This window comes from Sporichthya polymorpha DSM 43042, from assembly GCF_000384115.1.
GTDB lineage: Bacteria > Actinomycetota > Actinomycetes > Sporichthyales > Sporichthyaceae > Sporichthya > Sporichthya polymorpha.
In genome coordinates this window covers 4,507,573-4,522,489 of record NZ_KB913029.1, presented here as the reverse complement: position 1 = coordinate 4,522,489, position 14,917 = coordinate 4,507,573, and the positions used below count along the sequence as shown (strand labels likewise).

The window sequence follows — 14,917 nt, the reverse complement described above, 5'->3', positions numbered from 1 at the left end:
TGTCGGAATTGGCGGCAGCGACTGGCGGTGCCTGACGCCGGAATGCCTGACGTCAGGTCAGAGCGGTGAGGGTCAACGTGCCCTCGTAATCACCGGCGTCGGCGTCGAGCGGAGCCTGAAGCTCCAGGTCCGCCCCGGCGTCACCGGAACCGGTGCTGCCTGCCGTCGTGGTCGCCAGCGTCGCGGGCTCCGAGAGACCGGACCCGCCGCCCAGGCCGGACGCGACCGGAGCGCCGGCCGTCAGGCCCGCGCCGGTGACGTTCGGCGTCCAACCGAGGTTCGCGCCGGAGATCGTGGCGCCCTCGGGCCCGGTGAAGTCGCTCACCTGGCCGGAGACTCCGAAGGACGGGTAGCACGCCGCCCCGTCGCCGGTCCGACCGTCGGTGAACGTGATCGGGTCGAGCGCGCCCGTGAACGGCAGGTGGTCCGCACCCGCCGTGCCCGGGGTCAGCGCCACGTCACCGTCGGTCCCGTTCTTCAGGGCCCAGACGACCTCACCCGCGCACTCCTCCGGAGCCTCCGGGACCGTGACCGTGACGGTCTGGCCGTCCGCCGGCGTCTCGCCGCCGGTCACGGTGCCGTAGTTGACGGTGATCGGCAGGGGGTCCTTGAACCCGTCGCCGGTCGTCGTCGGGCTGGAGCTGTAGAAGCGCCCGCCGGCGTTGACGCTGCCGGTGTTCGCCGCGTTGACGAACGACTCCGGCCACGCGCCCCAGAGGTTGGCACCGACCAGGTCGTAGGCATCCTTGGCCGCCTGCGTCGGCTGGGTGGCGGCGCCGACCGTGATCGTCCGACCGAAGAAGGTCGGCGTCGTGGTGAACTCCGCCGTGCTCCCGGTGTTCAGCCCGGTCAGCTCGGCGACCGTGACGTCCGGCGTGTCGACCGTCGCCGCCGGGTCCGCCCCGGCCTTGATGGCCGCTTTCAGGGTGCCGGTGCCCGCGCTGTCGACGGTGAGGACCGGGTCGACGATGCGGAACGGCGCGCCGCTGAACTTCACCGACAGCGTGCCGGGGAAGGTGATGGTGGCCTCGCCCGTGGACGAGTCCCGGGTCCCGGTGCCGCCGCTCCAGACCACGCGCTGGTTGGCCGCATTGCCCGTGGTCGTCTGGCCGCCGGTGAACGACCCGAAGCCGCTGCACTTCGTGGCCCAGGTCGGGTCGCCGTCACCCAGCTTGATCGTGACGTTGCCGTCGACGGCCTTGTACGTGGCCTGGGTGTTGGCGGCGCTGGTCCCGTCGAGCGAGCCGGCGGCCAGGTAGTGGCAGCTGCCGGGGGCGCCGGTGCCCGTGTACTGGATGTAGTCGTTCAGGCCCCAGGTGAACGAGGCGCCGGTGATCGTCTGCTCCGCCGCGGTGGCCGAGCCGGCTCCGCCGACGAGGGTGGCGGCGGCCAGAGTGGCGGCACCGGTCACCGCGGTGACCCGGCGCAGGCCGTGTCTGGCCCCACGCTTCTGATGGTTTTTCATGTCTGACGCTGCCTTCTGGGCGGCAAGAGGCCGGCCCGGTCGGTCGGTGGGGGATCGGGGGGCAGTGGGTCCGCGCTCCATTCGGACCCACCGCCCCACGATGTGAGGTGGAGCTGACTAATAGCTGACTAACCGTCAGATCAGCCGGCCGAGTCGGTCGATCAGGACATGCCGGTGAGAGTCAGAGTCGCCTCGTACTCGCCCGGCTCGGCCTCGACCGGCGCCTTGAGCTCCAGGTCGGCACCCGCGTCACCGGTGCCGGGCTCGCCGCCCTCGACGGTCGCCAGGGTCGACGGCTGGGACAGGCCGGGGCCCGCGCCGTTGTAGCCGGAGGCCACCGCGCCGCCCGCCGCGATGAACCCGGCCGCGCTGTTCGGCGTCCACCCCAGGTTCGCTCCTGGGATCGAGGCTCCGTTCGGGCCCGCGAAGTCGGTCACCTGTCCCGAGATCGTGAAGGCGGGTGTGCACTCCGCGTCGCTGCCGGTGCGGCTGTCCGAGACCGTGATCGGGTCGATTGCGCCCGTTGAGACCAGGTGGTCGCCGTTGAGGGCCGCCTCGGACATGGTGACCAGACCGTCCTCGGCCGCCTTGATGGCCCACGCGATCTCGCCGGCGCAGTCCTCGCCCGCCTCCGGGACCGAGAAGGTGATCCGCTGCTCGCCGTCGCCCGGGGCCTCCGGGGTCGGGGTCGGGGTCGGCTCCGGGGTTTCGCCGGGGCCACCGCCGGTGAGGCCGGTGAGGGAGAACGAGACCGGGTCGATCTCGGTGCCCTCGCCGTAGAACCCGCCGAAGGCCGCCGAACCGGCTGCGGTCAGCGCCGCCGCGACATTCGAGTACTCGATCGCGCCGCCGGTCGGGGTCAGCGCGGTGGTGAGGTTCGGGAACGTGCCGAAGTCGGCGCCGGTCACGGCCGGGTCGTCCTCGGTGGTCGGGTCACCGTCCGAGCCCGGGTCCACGTCGAGGACCAGCGACTTGGTGTTGTTCGCCAGGTCGATGACGACCTTCGGGTTGGCCACCTTGAAGTTCTTGAAGGGACTGGCGCTGCCCGGCCCGGTGCTGGGCGCCGGGTTGCTCTCGGTCAGCGTCACGGACCCGGCGTACTGCGCGGTGTACTTCTGGGTCGTCGAGTCGTAACTGCCGCTGACGAACGGGAAGTTCCAGAAGGCCGGGTACGTCTCCGCGCCCGACCCGCGCGTCTGCGTACTCGCGGTGGCCCCGTCGCCCGCGACGGCACCCTGCGTGGTGCCGGAGTGCAGGGCGAAGTGGTAGCTCAGCAGGCTCGACTTGAGGCCCCACTGCAGCGACCCACCGGTGGCGTTGAGCACCTCGGCGTTCGCGGTCGATGCGTTGACGACGCCGACGCCCGTGAGGGCCAGGGCCCCCGCGGCGGCGGCCGCCAGCGCGCGCAGGCGTGGTCGCCCGCGTTCTTTCAGCTGAGTGACCGTCATGTGGTCAGCTCCTCCTTTGGTTGTGGTGCTGCGTGTTACGAGTGGTACTGCCGTCGACCGACGGATCAATCCCGGACGCCGTAGCGCCAGAACAGAGATGCCGTGAGGGCGACGACCAGCGCGACCAGGGCGGCCACGCCGAACATGGCGAGGCCTCCGCCGCCCGAGTCGCTCGCGGCGCTCACGCCGACGGCAACGGTGCTGCCGTCAAGCGGGGCGGGGGCGACCGTGACGGGAAAGTCCTCGGCGATTCCGGTCTGGGGAAGCCGCGTCGGGGCGCCGTTCGCGTCGTACCCGGAGGTGGTGGCCTTCGGCGTCGCGCTCGCCGGCGTCGGGGCCACCGTGGTCGTGACGTTCGGGGTGCTGCTGGGCTTCGGCGTGGCGGTCGCGCCGCCGGACGCGCCGCCGGTGGAGCCGCCCGCGAAGCTCAGCGGGGTGAACTTCTCGTTGGTGGCGCTGGCCTTGCCGTGCGCGCCGAAGGTGAAGACGCCGCAGGTGACCTGCCGGCAGTCGGTGGTCTTGGTCCCGGCGCCGCCCGGCAGTTCGGTGGTGAAAACGGCACCCGGTACCTCGATCGGGACCGACCAGTTGCCGTTGCGGTCCATGTGGAAGCCGGTGGCGTCGCCGGACTCACCCGAGGCGCTGAACGAGATGAAGACCGTGCCGTTGCCGTTGTCGCGGCTGTCCGCGCTGCCGCCGGCACCCGGGTACAGGTAGGTCGTCCCGAAGTTGCCGTCGGTGTTGTTGATGTTGCGCCCGCTCGGACCCCACTTCTTCGCGGTGTCGACCCAGCCGAAGAAGACGTAGATGCCGCCGTCGACGGGCACGTTCTCGGCCGACGGGGGCACGAGGTAGTCGATGCCGCGGACCTGGATCGTCGTCTTGCCGGAGGCGGCGAGCCCGGTCGAGGGCGACGCGGAGAGCGTGGGGTTGCCCGTGCCCTGACCGGTCGGGACGGCGGCGGCGGGAAGCGCCACACCGGCCAGACCGCAGGCGAGCAGCGCGGCAGCAATCCGACTGCGCATCCGGCGGCGTATCTGACGGCGCATCAGTGACTCCTTTGCGATGGGGCAGTGGGGACGACCGAGAAGTCCCGTCGGGGCAGGACGACGACCGCGCCGGTACGGGGGTGGCGCAGGACCTCGATCGGGTGCTCGTAGACGCGGGTCAGCAGCTCGGGGGTGAGCACCGTGCCCGGGTGGCCGACGGCGGCGATCTGCCCGCGCGACATGACCGCGATGTCGTCGGCGTAGGCGGCCGCGAGCGCGAGGTCGTGCATGACGACCACGACCGCGTCGCCGCGTTGGGCGCGGCCGCGGGCGAGCTGGAGCACGAGCTCCTGGTGCTTGATGTCCATGGCCGCGGTTGGCTCGTCGAGCAGCAGCAGGCCGGCCTCCTGCGCGAGCACCCGAGCCATGGCCGCGCGGGCGCGCTCACCACCGGAGAGCGAGTTGAAGACCCGGTCGGTGAACCTGGTGACGTCGGCCTCGACCATCGCGTCGGCGACGATCTCGTCGTCCCAGTCCTCGGCGGCAGTGCCGGCCCAGGGGGAGCGGCCCATCCGCACGACCTCGGTCACGACGAACGGGAACGTGACGTCGACGCGCTGCATGAGCACCCCGCGGCGGATCGCCAGCTCGCGCCACGTCCAGGCCGAGGGGGTGGCGCCGTCGATGCTGACGGTGCCGGACGTCGGCTCGAGGTCGCCGGAGATCGCACCGAGCAAGGTCGACTTGCCGGCGCCGTTGGGCCCGACGAGGGCGAGGACCCGGCCCGCGCGGATCTGCAGGTCGACGTTGCGCAGGATCGCCGCGCCACCGAGCGTGACGCACACGTCGCGCGCCTCGGCGACGACGTCACCCGGCGCCTTCAGGGTGGGGAGCCGGAGCTCGCGCTGGGTGAGGGTGGTGGTCTTCACGCCCAGCCTCCCGCCTTCGCACGGGCCCGCATGAGGAGCCAGAAGAAGAACGGGCCGCCGACGAGCGCGGTGAGCATGCCGATCGGCAGATCGGCGTAGTCGACCGCGGTGCGCGCGACCAGGTCGGCGATCGTCAGCACCAGCGCGCCACCGAGGGCCGACGCCGGCACGAGGACGGTGTGGCCCGGCCCGACCGCCATCCGCACGAGGTGCGGGACGACGAGGCCGATGAACGCGATGATCCCGGAGAAGGCGACGGCCGCCGCGACGCAGAGCGTGACGAGCACGATCGAGGTCAGACGCAGGCGCTCGACGTTGACGCCGAGGTGGCGCGCGGGCCGCTCGCCGAGGGCGAGCAGGTCGAGCTGCCTCGACAGGAACAGCACACCGAGGATGCCGACGAGGATGCACGGAGCGGCGATGTAGACGTGCTGCCAGCGGCTGCCGTTGAAGCTGCCGAGCTGCCAGAACACGATCTGCTCGCGGGACGCGGTGTCGCCGAGGAAGACCAGGTAGGCGATCAGGCCGCTGCACACGGCCTGCACGGCGATGCCCATGAGGACGAGCGTGACCGCCTCGGTACGGCCCTCGCGGCGCGAGAGCGTGTAGACGAGCAGCGTCGTGAACAGCGCGGTGAGGAAGGCCGCCGCCGCGATCGTCAGCGAGCCCGCGAAGGTCCAGCCGAACACGATGACCGCGCAGGCGCCGACGGCCGCGCCCGACGAGACGCCGATGACCGCGGGCTCGGCGAGCGGGTTGCTGAACACGCCCTGCATGACCGCGCCGCTCGCTCCCAGCGCCGCCCCGACGAGCAGGCACATCACCAGGCGCGGGAAGCGGATGTTCCACAGCACCGCGTCGCCGTTGGGGTGCGAGGGCATGGGGCCCAGGGAGATGTTCATCTTGTGCAGAAGCGAGCCGAAGACCTCGTCCGGCGCGACGTGCAGTTGACCGGTCCCGGCCGAGACCAGGCCGGCGAGGAACAGCGCGACGGCGAGACCGGCGAGCACGACCACGGCGCGACGGCCGTGCGCCGGCGGCAGCTCGGGAATCCTCGGCGGGTTCGTCGGGCGCCCGCGGTCGATGGACTTCGGGCGCGGCGCGACCGCCGGCTGGGGGCCGACCGCGGGGGTCGGCGCGGCCACCGCGGTGCGGGCCCGGCAGTCCGGGCAGTCGTGCGGCTCGACGGTTGCCGACTTCGACTGCGACTGCGGCGGCCAGGCCATCGGCGGCGGCACCGGGTGAGCGCCGGCCACGGGGTGAGCGCCGGTTTCGGGGTGCGCGCCGACGTGGTGCTGGGTCGTCATCGCGGCGCCGCCTGCTCGTACACGGCGGTGGCGAGGGCGTCGAGCGTGGCCGGGAACTGCGGCCCGAAGCTCAGGATCTGGTAGTCGACCATGTCGACCACGCAGCCGGCGCGCCCCGCGTCGGTGTCGGCGATGCCCGGAACTTTCTGAAGCCCCGTCACTCCGCCGACCGACTCCAGGCCGTGGCTCATCATCAGGAACAGGTCGGGGTCGGACTTCACGAGCCCCTCGGCGTTGATCGGCCGGGAGTCCGCGATGCCGAGCTCGCCGGCGACGTCGATGCCGCGCAGCGACGTGATCAGGTCGTCGGCACCCGAGCCCTTGCCCAGCCAGCTGTACACGCCGGCGGTCCCGCGCATGTACAGGAACGCCATGCGCAGCCGCTGGGCCGGATCGGCCGGAGCCAGCGCCTCGATGCGCGCCTCGGCGGCGGCGATGTCCGCCTCGACGCGGGTGGCGAGCTGCTCACCGAGTTCGGGGAGACCGAAGACGCCCGCGACCTCGCGGATCTGCGGCGCGATCGTCGACCGGTTGCGCTGGCTCGACAGGATGACGACGGGGATGCCCGACTCCTCGATCTGCATCTGCACCTCGAGGGGGCCGATGCTGTAGTCGGTCACGACCAGGTCGGGGGCGAGGTCGAGAATCGCCTCGGCGTTGAGTTCGTGCCCGTTGTGCGTGACGACCGGACGGTCCGCGAGCTCCGGGATGCCCGTGGACACGTCGCGGCCGATCAGGCGGTCGCCGAGCCCGAGGGCGTAGACCGTCGAGGCGATGGTCCCGGCCACGTCGAGGGCGAGCACCCGCTCGGCCGAGGAGACGGTGATCTGCTTGCCGCGGCTGTCGGTGTACGTGACCGGCAGGTTCGGCGTGCTGCCGGTCGCCACCGGGGCGACCGTGCCGTTCGCGACCGCGGTCGCCGGCCCGACGCAGGCCCGCTCGCTCGTCCCACTCGTCGTCTGCGGGCTCGACGGCAACGCGGCGTCCTCGGTCGACTGCCCGGAGGACGGGTCGGACTGCGCGCCGGTGAGCGCGGTCGAGGGGTGCTCGGTCGACCCGCACGCGGCGAGGCCGAGGCAGGCGAACGCCACCGAGGCCGCCAACGCGACTCGAACCGAAGCACCGACCTGCACGGTGGCAGGGCGCAGTGAAGCGGGGAGCATCCGAACCCTTCACACGACATCGGCCAGGAGAAATGGGCTTCTGCGGGCCGTTCCGACAGCCGTGCCGAGGGGGCGTCCCCGGACGAAGTAAGGAAAGCCTTACCTGAGCGCACACCTAAGCCGAGCCCCAAAACGGTGTCAACTACGCGTTGCGCTGCGGAGGTTTCGATCACGGACAGTTGGGGCACACCCACGGGTTTCGTCCCGGCCCGGATGCTGGGCGTATGACGGCATGTAGTTGACCGGTCACACAGTCCATAGGCATCGCGAGTGACTGAGACCACACCCGCTCGCAGTACCGAGCAATTCTCCGGGTCGTCGCACGACACAGCGTGACGACCGGCGTGGTGGCAGCGAGATGCGCTGGTGGCGCGGGGAGCGCTGCCGCCCGTGGCGCAGCGTCATCCCCCGAATGCAGTAGGCAATGGGACTACCAAGATCATTTCCCACCTGCCCGCCGCCGGCGACGCCGCGAACGACGCCGCCGACGGCGGCCGCTTCCGACACGCCCGTCGGAGCGGTAGTGGCCGCCCGCGAGTGCGAGCGTCCACCGTCTTGGTGGGTTTGGCAGTCAGCGATTGCGGCAACCAGGTTTGGTTAGGCTCGCCTTAGTCGGTGGGACTAAATCCGATTGCGGTTCACGTGTCAACCACCGGTCGCCGCGGGTGCCCGAGTCTGGGAGCTCCCACAGGTAAGACGAGCCCACCACGCGGACACCGCGCGAGGTGCCTGTGCGCCAGTCCGCGGTCAGGGTGCCCGGTAGTGATCCGGCCAGTCGGCGTACCGGATCCGGTCGATCCGGCGGACGGCCGGGGGGTCGCCCCACTCGTTGCGGCCGAGGCGGCTGAGCGGTGCGAGCAGGTCGAGTGCCGGGTGCCCGTCGACGAGAACGTCCTCGTTCACGACGGCGTGCACCACGCGACCGAGGACAAGGGTCGAGTCGCCCAGTCCGACGGTGGAGTGGAGCCGGCACTCGATCGCGACCGGGGACTCCGCGACCCGGGGCGGCGCGACCTTCGTCGCCGGTTCGCGGGTGAGGCCGACGGCGTCGAATTCGCTTACCTCAGAAGGGAAATCGGTGCCGGTGGCGTTGATCTGCTCGAACAACGGCTCGGGTGCGAGGTTGATGACGAACTCGCCCGTGGCCTCGACGTTGCGCAGCGAGTCCTTCCGCCCCACGGAGGTGAACTGGAGGATCGGGGGACGCACGCAGGAGACCGTGAAGAAGGAGTGCGGGGCCAGGTTGTCGACGCCGTCCGCCGATCGGGTGGAGACCCAGGCGATCGGTCGCGGCACGACCACGGCCGTCATAAATCGGTAGAAGGTGGGGTGCGCCGCCTCGGGATCGACGTCGATGCGCACGCCGTCATCGTAGGCGGGGAGCGCCGCGACGAAGATCACGGCCCAGGTCACAGTTCAGATCACGGGGGGATCACCCGGTTGCTCCTGCTTGACCCGGGTGGGCGGGAGGTCAAAAACTCCGAACGGGGGGAGTCGAAGCTCGTCCCGGATGGGATTCTGATCGCATGTCGCAGCACGGACGGCGCCGAGCCGCCCCGCCACCGGTCGTCGATGACGAACCGGTGCGGCGCGTCGGCCCGTTGACGGCCGAGACGGCCCTGGTGCTCGCGCTGGTCGCCGTGATCGCGCTCGGTTCGGTGTTCGTCCAGTGGGCGCTGCCGTCGAACCGCGAGGCGGAGACCGTCATCGGCGACCAGAAGGTCCGCATCACCACGGTCGGCAAGGGCGGCGTCGAGCCCGGCCCGGTCGAGCCTCGCGTCGTGCAGCAGCCGGTCGCGACGCCGATCCCGGTGGGCCTGCCCCCGGTCGCGACGCCGAAGCCGCTGAAGACGCCGAAGCCGGCCCGGACGCCGAAGCCGACGCCCACGCCGGACCCCAACGACCCGGTCGTCAGTCCGCTGCCCGGCGGTGGCGGCGGTGGTGGTGGCGGTGGCCGCGGGGACGACTGCACCGTCCTCATCCTGTGCCGCCCCGGCCAGACGCCGAAGGCGACGCCGAAGCCGGACCCCGGCGCCACCACGGCCCCCGAGCCCGGCGGCGAGCAGCCGCAGCCCGAGCAGCCCCAGCCGAAGCCGGAGCAGCCCGTCTCCTGACCCCGCTGTGGGTCAGGAGACCCCGCGCGGTCGGAACTGGATGCTGATGCGCGGCCCGCAGGGCTTCGCGGTCTTGAACACGGCGTGATCCCAGGTCCGCTGGCAGGACCCGCCCATCACGAGCAGGTCGCCGTGCCCGAGCTCGTAGCGCAGCGTCCGGCCGCCGGTCTTGGGCCGTAACGAGAGCGTCCGCGCGGCGCCGACGGACAGGATGGCGACCATCGTGTCCTCGGTCCGGCTGCGCCCGATCGTGTCGCCGTGCCAGGCGACCGAGTCCCGGCCGTCCCGGTACAGGCACATCCCGATCGTCGCGAACGGTTCGCCGAGCTCGGGCCCGTAGTGCGCGTTGAGCGCCGCGTGCGCCTCGGCGACGGCGGGGTCCGGCGCCGGCGCGCCCTCGCCGAGGAAGCAGAGCAGCCGCGGCACGTCGACGACCCGCTCGTACATCGGACGGCGTTCGGCGCGCCACTCGACGCCGTCCCGCAGGCGCTCGAACAGCAGGTCCGCGCCGGCGATCCACCCGCGGCGGACGTCGATCCACGCCCCGTCGGACAGCGGGACCCGTTCGACCGTGTCCCCGAGCGGCCCGACCGTCACCTCCTCCGCGAGGTCGAGCAGCGATCCCTGCAACATGGAGCCGAGCCTACTCGAACAGAAGTTCGATGTCTCCTGTCCGGGCGAGGGTCGGCAGTTCGGCGCGGCGGATCACCGACGAGCATCGGTTGGTCCACACCGTCGTCGACGACAAGTACCTCGTCGTCATCCAGGCTCGCCATCACTACTGAGCTGGGGGACCGCTGCGCACAACGCTTCCGCGGAAGCGTCCGGACGGACGAAGGCCCCCGACCATTCCCGGTCAGGGGCCTTTCGTCTGTGCGCGAGGGGGGACTTGAACCCCCATGCCCTTGCGGGCACTAGCACCTCAAGCTAGCGCGTCTGCCAATTCCGCCACCCGCGCGCATGCGCTCCGGGGACCGGATCGCGGCCCCGGAAGCGCGCCAACCTTAGCACCGCCGGGAGAGGTGCTGAGTGCGTCCTCCCCCCTTCGGGGGCAGGATGTGGTCATGAACGCAACCCCGGACCCGGGCGCCGACACGACCGCGGCGCAGGCGGAGGTCGTCGGCCTCTGCCAGGACCTCATCCGCATCGAATCGGTGAACTTCGGCGACGGCTCGGGGCCGGGGGAGCGCGCCGCGGCGGAGTACGTCGCGGAGAAGCTCTCCGAGGTCGGGCTCGACACCGAGATCCTCGAGTCCGAGCCGGGTCGGGCGAGTGTCGTCACCCGGATCGCCGGGGCGGACCGGTCCCGCGGGGCACTGCTGATCCACGGCCACATCGACGTCGTCCCCGCGTTCCCCGACCAGTGGACGCTGCCGCCGTTCGCCGGCGAGATTCAGGACGGCTGCATCTGGGGCCGCGGTGCGGTGGACATGAAGGACACCGACGCGATGGTGCTCGCGGTGATCCGGCAGTGGATGCGCGAGGGCACCGTACCGCCGCGCGACATCGTCCTCGCGTTCGTCGCCGACGAGGAGGCCGGCGGCACCTACGGCGCGCGGTACCTGGTCGACAACCACGCCGAGAAGTTCGAGGGCTGCACCGAGGCGATTAGCGAGGTCGGGGGCTTCTCCCTGACGGTGGCGGGCAAGCGCCTCTACGCGATCGAGACCGCGCAGAAGGGCATGGCCTGGATGCGCCTGACCGCGCACGGCCGCGCCGGCCACGGCTCGATGATCGCCGAGGACAACGCCGTCACGGCCCTGTGCGAGGCCGTCGCCCGGCTCGGGGCGCACCAGTTCCCGATCCGCATGACGAAGACCATGCAGGCCTTCCTCGACGAGATAGCGGACGTGTTCGGGATCACCCTCGACCCCGACGACATGGACGCCACGATCGCCCAGCTCGGCTCGATGGCCCGCATGATCGGCGCGACCCTGCGCAACACCGCGAACCCGACGATGCTGATGGCCGGCTACAAGACCAACGTCATTCCCGGCGAGGCCCACGCGGTCGTCGACGGGCGCTTCCTGCCCGGGTACGAGGAGGAGTTCCTGGAGCAGGTCCAGGAGGTCGTGGGGGAGAACATCGCGATCGAGATGCTCCACCACGACAAGGCGCTCGAGACGACGTTCGACGGCGCCCTCGTCGACGCGATGGTCGCCGCCCTGCTCGCCGAGGACCCCGAGGCTCGCGCGATCCCGTACACGCTCTCCGGCGGCACCGACGCGAAGTCCTTCTCCGACCTCGGGATGCGGTGCTTCGGCTTCGCCCCGCTCCGGCTCCCGGCCGACCTCGACTTCTCCGGCATGTTCCACGGCGTCGACGAGCGGGTCCCGATCGACGGGCTCCAGTTCGGCGTCCGCGTCCTCGACCGGTTCCTGCGCACCTGCTGAGCCAGGACGTCCGAAGATGTGGCTGCCATAGCGGCCACATGTTCGGACGCAACGGGGTCAGGCGGTGCGGACGGCGCGGATGACGCGGCGGCGGAGGCGGACGCGCCGGCTGCCGTCGGCGAAGAGGCGGAGCCGGTCCAGCTCCCAGTGGCCGTACTCGGCCTCGTCGGTGAGTATGCGCTGCGCGGCGGAGCGGGAGATGCCGCGCGGCAGGTACAGGGTGCGGAACTCGTACGTCGTCATACGCCTCCTCACTGGTGGCCCATTGTGGCCGAGGGGACCCGGCTAGGTTGCGCACATGGCACAAACCGACACCCCGCACGCGGCCGGCCACGACTCCGCGACCGGTGCCCGCGCCGCCGCCGAGCGACTCCACGCCGCCCTGGACGCCCATCTCGCCGCCGTCGAGGCTCGGGAGTCCGAGCACGACCCGGCTGTCCAGCAGGCGTACAAGGAACTGCGCGCGGCCGCGGCGGAGTACGACGTCGCCCTCTACACCGAGCACGACGAGGTGACGCCGTTCGACCTCCCCGACCTGGACGGCGGCGACGACCACGGCGCCGAGGTGATCAGCCTCGAGCGACTCAGCCTGGTCGCGCGCTGGGACTTCAGCGTCGTCGACCCGGCGACGCTGACGTCGGTGGCGGAGCAGGCGGTCGGGGAGTCGGTCCCCGACGTGGCCGTCGGCCTGGCGGCGCTGGTCGCGGCCCTCGGGCACACGCAGATCGGCACCCCCGAGACCGTGGTCCGGATGGGCCTGCAGCCGCACGGGTTCGCCACCTGGGTGCTCGCGACCGACGACGCCGACCCGGGCGAGGACGACCCCGCCTGGATGGCCGACCCGTTCGCCGGCGCGCTCCCGGAACGGGCGCTGTGCCGCCTGGAGTCCCCGGTCGAGCCCGACGACGAGGGCTAGCTCTGGGCCAGCTCCTCGGCCTACTGGTCCGCCGCCGTCCCCGCCGCCCGGCGGGGGTCGGAGACGTCGTCGAGGGCGGCCCGGATCTCGGCCGGGAGCGTCACGCCCTCGGCGTTCAGGGAGGCCTGGAGCTGGTTGCGGGTCCGGGCCCCGACGATCGCGGCGGTGACGCCGGCGTGGTCGCGCACCCAGGACAGCGCGACCTCCAGCGGGCTGCACCCGAGCCCGCCTGCCGCGGTGGCGACGGCGTCGACGACCGCGCGGGCGGTCGGGTTCAGGTAGCCCTCGACGAACCCGCCGAAACGCGAGGAGGCGGCGCGGGAGTCGACCGGCGTGCCGGTCCGGTACTTGCCGGTGAGGACGCCCCGCCCGAGCGGCGACCACGCCAGGACGCCGACGCCGAGGGCGTGGGCGGCCGGAAGGACCTCGGACTCGACGTTCCGGTTCAGCAACGAGTACTCGACCTGGTCGCCGACGATCTGTGCGCCGATCGCGGAGTTCTGCTGCAGGGTCGCGGCCTGGGCGAGCTGCCAGCCGCCGTAGTTCGAGACCCCGACGTAGCGGGCGCGCCCGGAGGCGACGGCCTGCTCGAGGGCGGACATCACCTCGGCGGCGGGGGTGGCGCTGGAGTAGACGTGCACCTGCCAGAGGTCCACGTGGTCCGTGCCGAGCCGGGCGAGCGAGGCGTCGAGGCTGTCGAGCAGCGCACGGCGGGACGTGTCGAGCAGGTTGTGCCCGTTCCGGTGCGAAATGCCGGCTTTGGTGGCCAGCACCACGTCCTCGCGCGGCACGGTGCCGCCGAGCAGTTCGCCCAGGATCGCCTCGGCCTTGCCGTCGCCGTAGACCGCCGCGGTGTCGACCAGGGTGCCACCGGCGTCACAGAACGCGGCGAGGATCTGGGCGGCTTCGTCGGTGTCGGTGTCGACACCCCACGTCATGGTTCCGAGACCCAGCCGGGAGACGGCGAGTCCGCTGCGCCCCAGGTGGCGGTATTCCATGCCCGGTCCCATGCCCGGAAGGCTAACCGCCACAGGCGTTCAGCCCCGAACGGCGCGCGGATAGTGTGCGGCGAGGCGACCGGTGCCAGCGCCGGTCAGGACGGGGACGATCGTGCGGCTCGGGCTGAATCTCGGCTACTGGGGGATGGGCAACGACGCCTCCAACATCGCGCTGGCGAAGGAGGCCGACGAGCTCGGGTTCTCCGTCGTCTGGGCCGCGGAGGCCTACGGCTCGGACGCCGCGACCGTGCTGGGCTACATCGCCGCCCTGACGAAGAACATCGACCTCGGCTCCGCGGTGTTCCAGATCCCGGCCCGCCAGCCCACGATGACCGCGATGACGGCGGCGACGCTGGATTCGCTGTCGGGCGGGCGGATGCGCCTCGGTCTCGGTGTCTCCGGGCCCCAGGTCTCCGAGGGCTGGTACGGCGTCCCGTTCACCGCGCCGATCGGCCGGACGCGTGAGTACATCGAGATCGTGAACAAGGCGCTGCGCCGCGAGGAGGTCGTGTACTCCGGCAAGCACTGGACGCTGCCGCTGCCGGACGGCCTCGGCAAGCAGTTGAACCTGATCATCCACCCGGTCCGCGACCGGATCCCGATCTACCTCGGCTCGCTGGGCCCGCAGAACCTGCGTCTCACCGGTGAGATCGCCGACGGCTGGCTCGGCCTGTTCTGCGACACCGGGACGCTGCCGGGCATCCTCGGCCAGATCGCCGAGGGCCGCGCCAAGGCCGGGAAGACGATGGAGGGCTTCGACGTCTCGCCCTCGATCCCGTTCGTGGTGGGCGACGACGTCGCCGCCTGTGCCGACGTGACGCGCCGCCAGACCGCCCTCTACGTCGGCGGCATGGGCGTGCGGGAGAAGAACTTCTACAACGACCTCGCCTGCCGGATGGGCTACGAGGCCGAGGCCACGCGTTGCCAGGAGCTGTACCTGGAGAAGCGCTACGCCGAGGCCGAGGCCGCGCTCCCGCTGGAGTTCCTCGAGCGCATCGCGCTGCTCGGCCCGGTCGACCGCATCGCCGACCGCATCCGGGAGTACGCCGACGCCGGCGTCACCACGATCAACCTGGCGCTCTACCACCAGGGGCCCCAGGGCGGCGCCGGTCTGCTGCGCGCGGCCGTCGAGGCGCTGGAGAAGTCGGGGACCGCCAGCTGACGCCGCGTCATTCCGTGTCATCCCCTCCGAGCA

The 14,917-nt window shown here is 71.8% G+C and carries 15 protein-coding genes and 1 tRNA gene; 5 read left to right on the top strand and 11 right to left on the bottom strand.

What is annotated here, in order from left to right:
- Nucleotides 1–52: 52 nt before the first annotated feature.
- The 7 genes from SPOPO_RS0122030 to SPOPO_RS0122000 all read right to left on the bottom strand — a co-directional run bounded on the left by SPOPO_RS0122030 (nt 53) and on the right by SPOPO_RS0122000 (nt 8,663).
- Entirely contained in the window at nt 53–1,465 is a 1,413-nt protein-coding gene (locus SPOPO_RS0122030) for a hypothetical protein (RefSeq protein ID WP_156870123.1), read from the bottom strand.
- Between the two features lie 161 nt (nt 1,466–1,626).
- Entirely contained in the window at nt 1,627–2,913 is a 1,287-nt protein-coding gene (locus SPOPO_RS33155) for an HtaA domain-containing protein (protein WP_019877268.1), read from the bottom strand.
- A gap of 65 nt (nt 2,914–2,978) precedes the next feature.
- Nucleotides 2,979–3,962 (bottom strand): hypothetical protein, encoded by a 984-nt coding sequence (locus tag SPOPO_RS0122020; RefSeq protein WP_156870121.1) that lies wholly within the window; start codon nt 3,960–3,962, stop codon nt 2,979–2,981.
- Nucleotides 3,962–4,831: a heme ABC transporter ATP-binding protein gene (locus SPOPO_RS31060; RefSeq protein ID WP_019877267.1), complete on the bottom strand. Its 870-nt coding sequence runs from the start codon at nt 4,829–4,831 to the stop codon at nt 3,962–3,964. The genes SPOPO_RS0122020 and SPOPO_RS31060 overlap by 1 nt, the downstream gene beginning before the upstream one ends.
- Nucleotides 4,828–6,138, bottom strand: a complete 1,311-nt coding sequence (locus tag SPOPO_RS0122010) for a FecCD family ABC transporter permease (protein ID WP_019877265.1) — start codon at nt 6,136–6,138, stop codon at nt 4,828–4,830. The genes SPOPO_RS31060 and SPOPO_RS0122010 overlap by 4 nt, the downstream gene beginning before the upstream one ends.
- Nucleotides 6,135–7,229 (bottom strand): heme/hemin ABC transporter substrate-binding protein, encoded by a 1,095-nt coding sequence (locus tag SPOPO_RS0122005; protein WP_211210945.1) that lies wholly within the window; start codon nt 7,227–7,229, stop codon nt 6,135–6,137. The genes SPOPO_RS0122010 and SPOPO_RS0122005 overlap by 4 nt, the downstream gene beginning before the upstream one ends.
- Before the next feature lie 819 nt (nt 7,230–8,048).
- A complete protein-coding gene (locus tag SPOPO_RS0122000) occupies nt 8,049–8,663 on the bottom strand; it encodes a flavin reductase family protein (protein WP_028985016.1) in 615 nt (204 codons plus the stop codon).
- 164 nt (nt 8,664–8,827) lie between these two features.
- On the opposite strand from SPOPO_RS0122000, the gene SPOPO_RS34540 reads away from it, so the two are divergent.
- Nucleotides 8,828–9,415, top strand: coding sequence for a hypothetical protein (locus SPOPO_RS34540; protein ID WP_019877262.1), 588 nt, complete (start codon nt 8,828–8,830; stop codon nt 9,413–9,415).
- Nucleotides 9,416–9,427: 12 nt separating this feature from the next.
- Here SPOPO_RS34540 and SPOPO_RS0121990 read toward each other — a convergent pair whose 3' ends face one another.
- Nucleotides 9,428–10,048 (bottom strand): alpha-ketoglutarate-dependent dioxygenase AlkB, encoded by a 621-nt coding sequence (locus tag SPOPO_RS0121990; RefSeq protein WP_019877261.1) that lies wholly within the window; start codon nt 10,046–10,048, stop codon nt 9,428–9,430.
- Nucleotides 10,049–10,077: 29 nt separating this feature from the next.
- Between SPOPO_RS0121990 and SPOPO_RS33950 the strand changes: the two genes are divergently transcribed.
- The gene (locus SPOPO_RS33950; RefSeq protein ID WP_019877260.1) at nt 10,078–10,200 is read left to right on the top strand and encodes a type II toxin-antitoxin system YoeB family toxin; all 123 of its coding nucleotides are present in this window, start codon (nt 10,078–10,080) and stop codon (nt 10,198–10,200) included.
- Between the two features lie 89 nt (nt 10,201–10,289).
- On the opposite strand, the gene SPOPO_RS0121980 is transcribed toward SPOPO_RS33950, so the two are convergent.
- Nucleotides 10,290–10,373: transfer RNA gene (locus SPOPO_RS0121980), tRNA-Leu, on the bottom strand.
- 106 nt (nt 10,374–10,479) lie between these two features.
- Here SPOPO_RS0121980 and SPOPO_RS0121975 point away from each other — a divergent pair.
- On the top strand, nt 10,480–11,808 hold the full coding sequence (locus SPOPO_RS0121975) for a M20/M25/M40 family metallo-hydrolase (RefSeq protein WP_019877259.1): 1,329 nt from the start codon (nt 10,480–10,482) through the stop codon (nt 11,806–11,808).
- A gap of 57 nt (nt 11,809–11,865) precedes the next feature.
- Here SPOPO_RS0121975 and SPOPO_RS0121970 read toward each other — a convergent pair whose 3' ends face one another.
- A complete protein-coding gene (locus tag SPOPO_RS0121970; protein WP_019877258.1) occupies nt 11,866–12,051 on the bottom strand; it encodes a DUF5703 family protein in 186 nt (61 codons plus the stop codon).
- Nucleotides 12,052–12,106: 55 nt separating this feature from the next.
- On the opposite strand from SPOPO_RS0121970, the gene SPOPO_RS31055 reads away from it, so the two are divergent.
- The gene (locus SPOPO_RS31055; protein ID WP_019877256.1) at nt 12,107–12,724 is read left to right on the top strand and encodes a hypothetical protein; all 618 of its coding nucleotides are present in this window, start codon (nt 12,107–12,109) and stop codon (nt 12,722–12,724) included.
- Between the two features lie 20 nt (nt 12,725–12,744).
- Here SPOPO_RS31055 and SPOPO_RS0121960 read toward each other — a convergent pair whose 3' ends face one another.
- Nucleotides 12,745–13,722, bottom strand: a complete 978-nt coding sequence (locus tag SPOPO_RS0121960) for an aldo/keto reductase (RefSeq protein ID WP_019877255.1) — start codon at nt 13,720–13,722, stop codon at nt 12,745–12,747.
- 112 nt (nt 13,723–13,834) lie between these two features.
- Here SPOPO_RS0121960 and SPOPO_RS0121955 point away from each other — a divergent pair, with 112 nt between their 5' ends.
- Nucleotides 13,835–14,884: an LLM class F420-dependent oxidoreductase gene (locus tag SPOPO_RS0121955; protein ID WP_019877253.1), complete on the top strand. Its 1,050-nt coding sequence runs from the start codon at nt 13,835–13,837 to the stop codon at nt 14,882–14,884.
- The last annotated feature ends 33 nt before the right edge of the window (nt 14,885–14,917 follow it).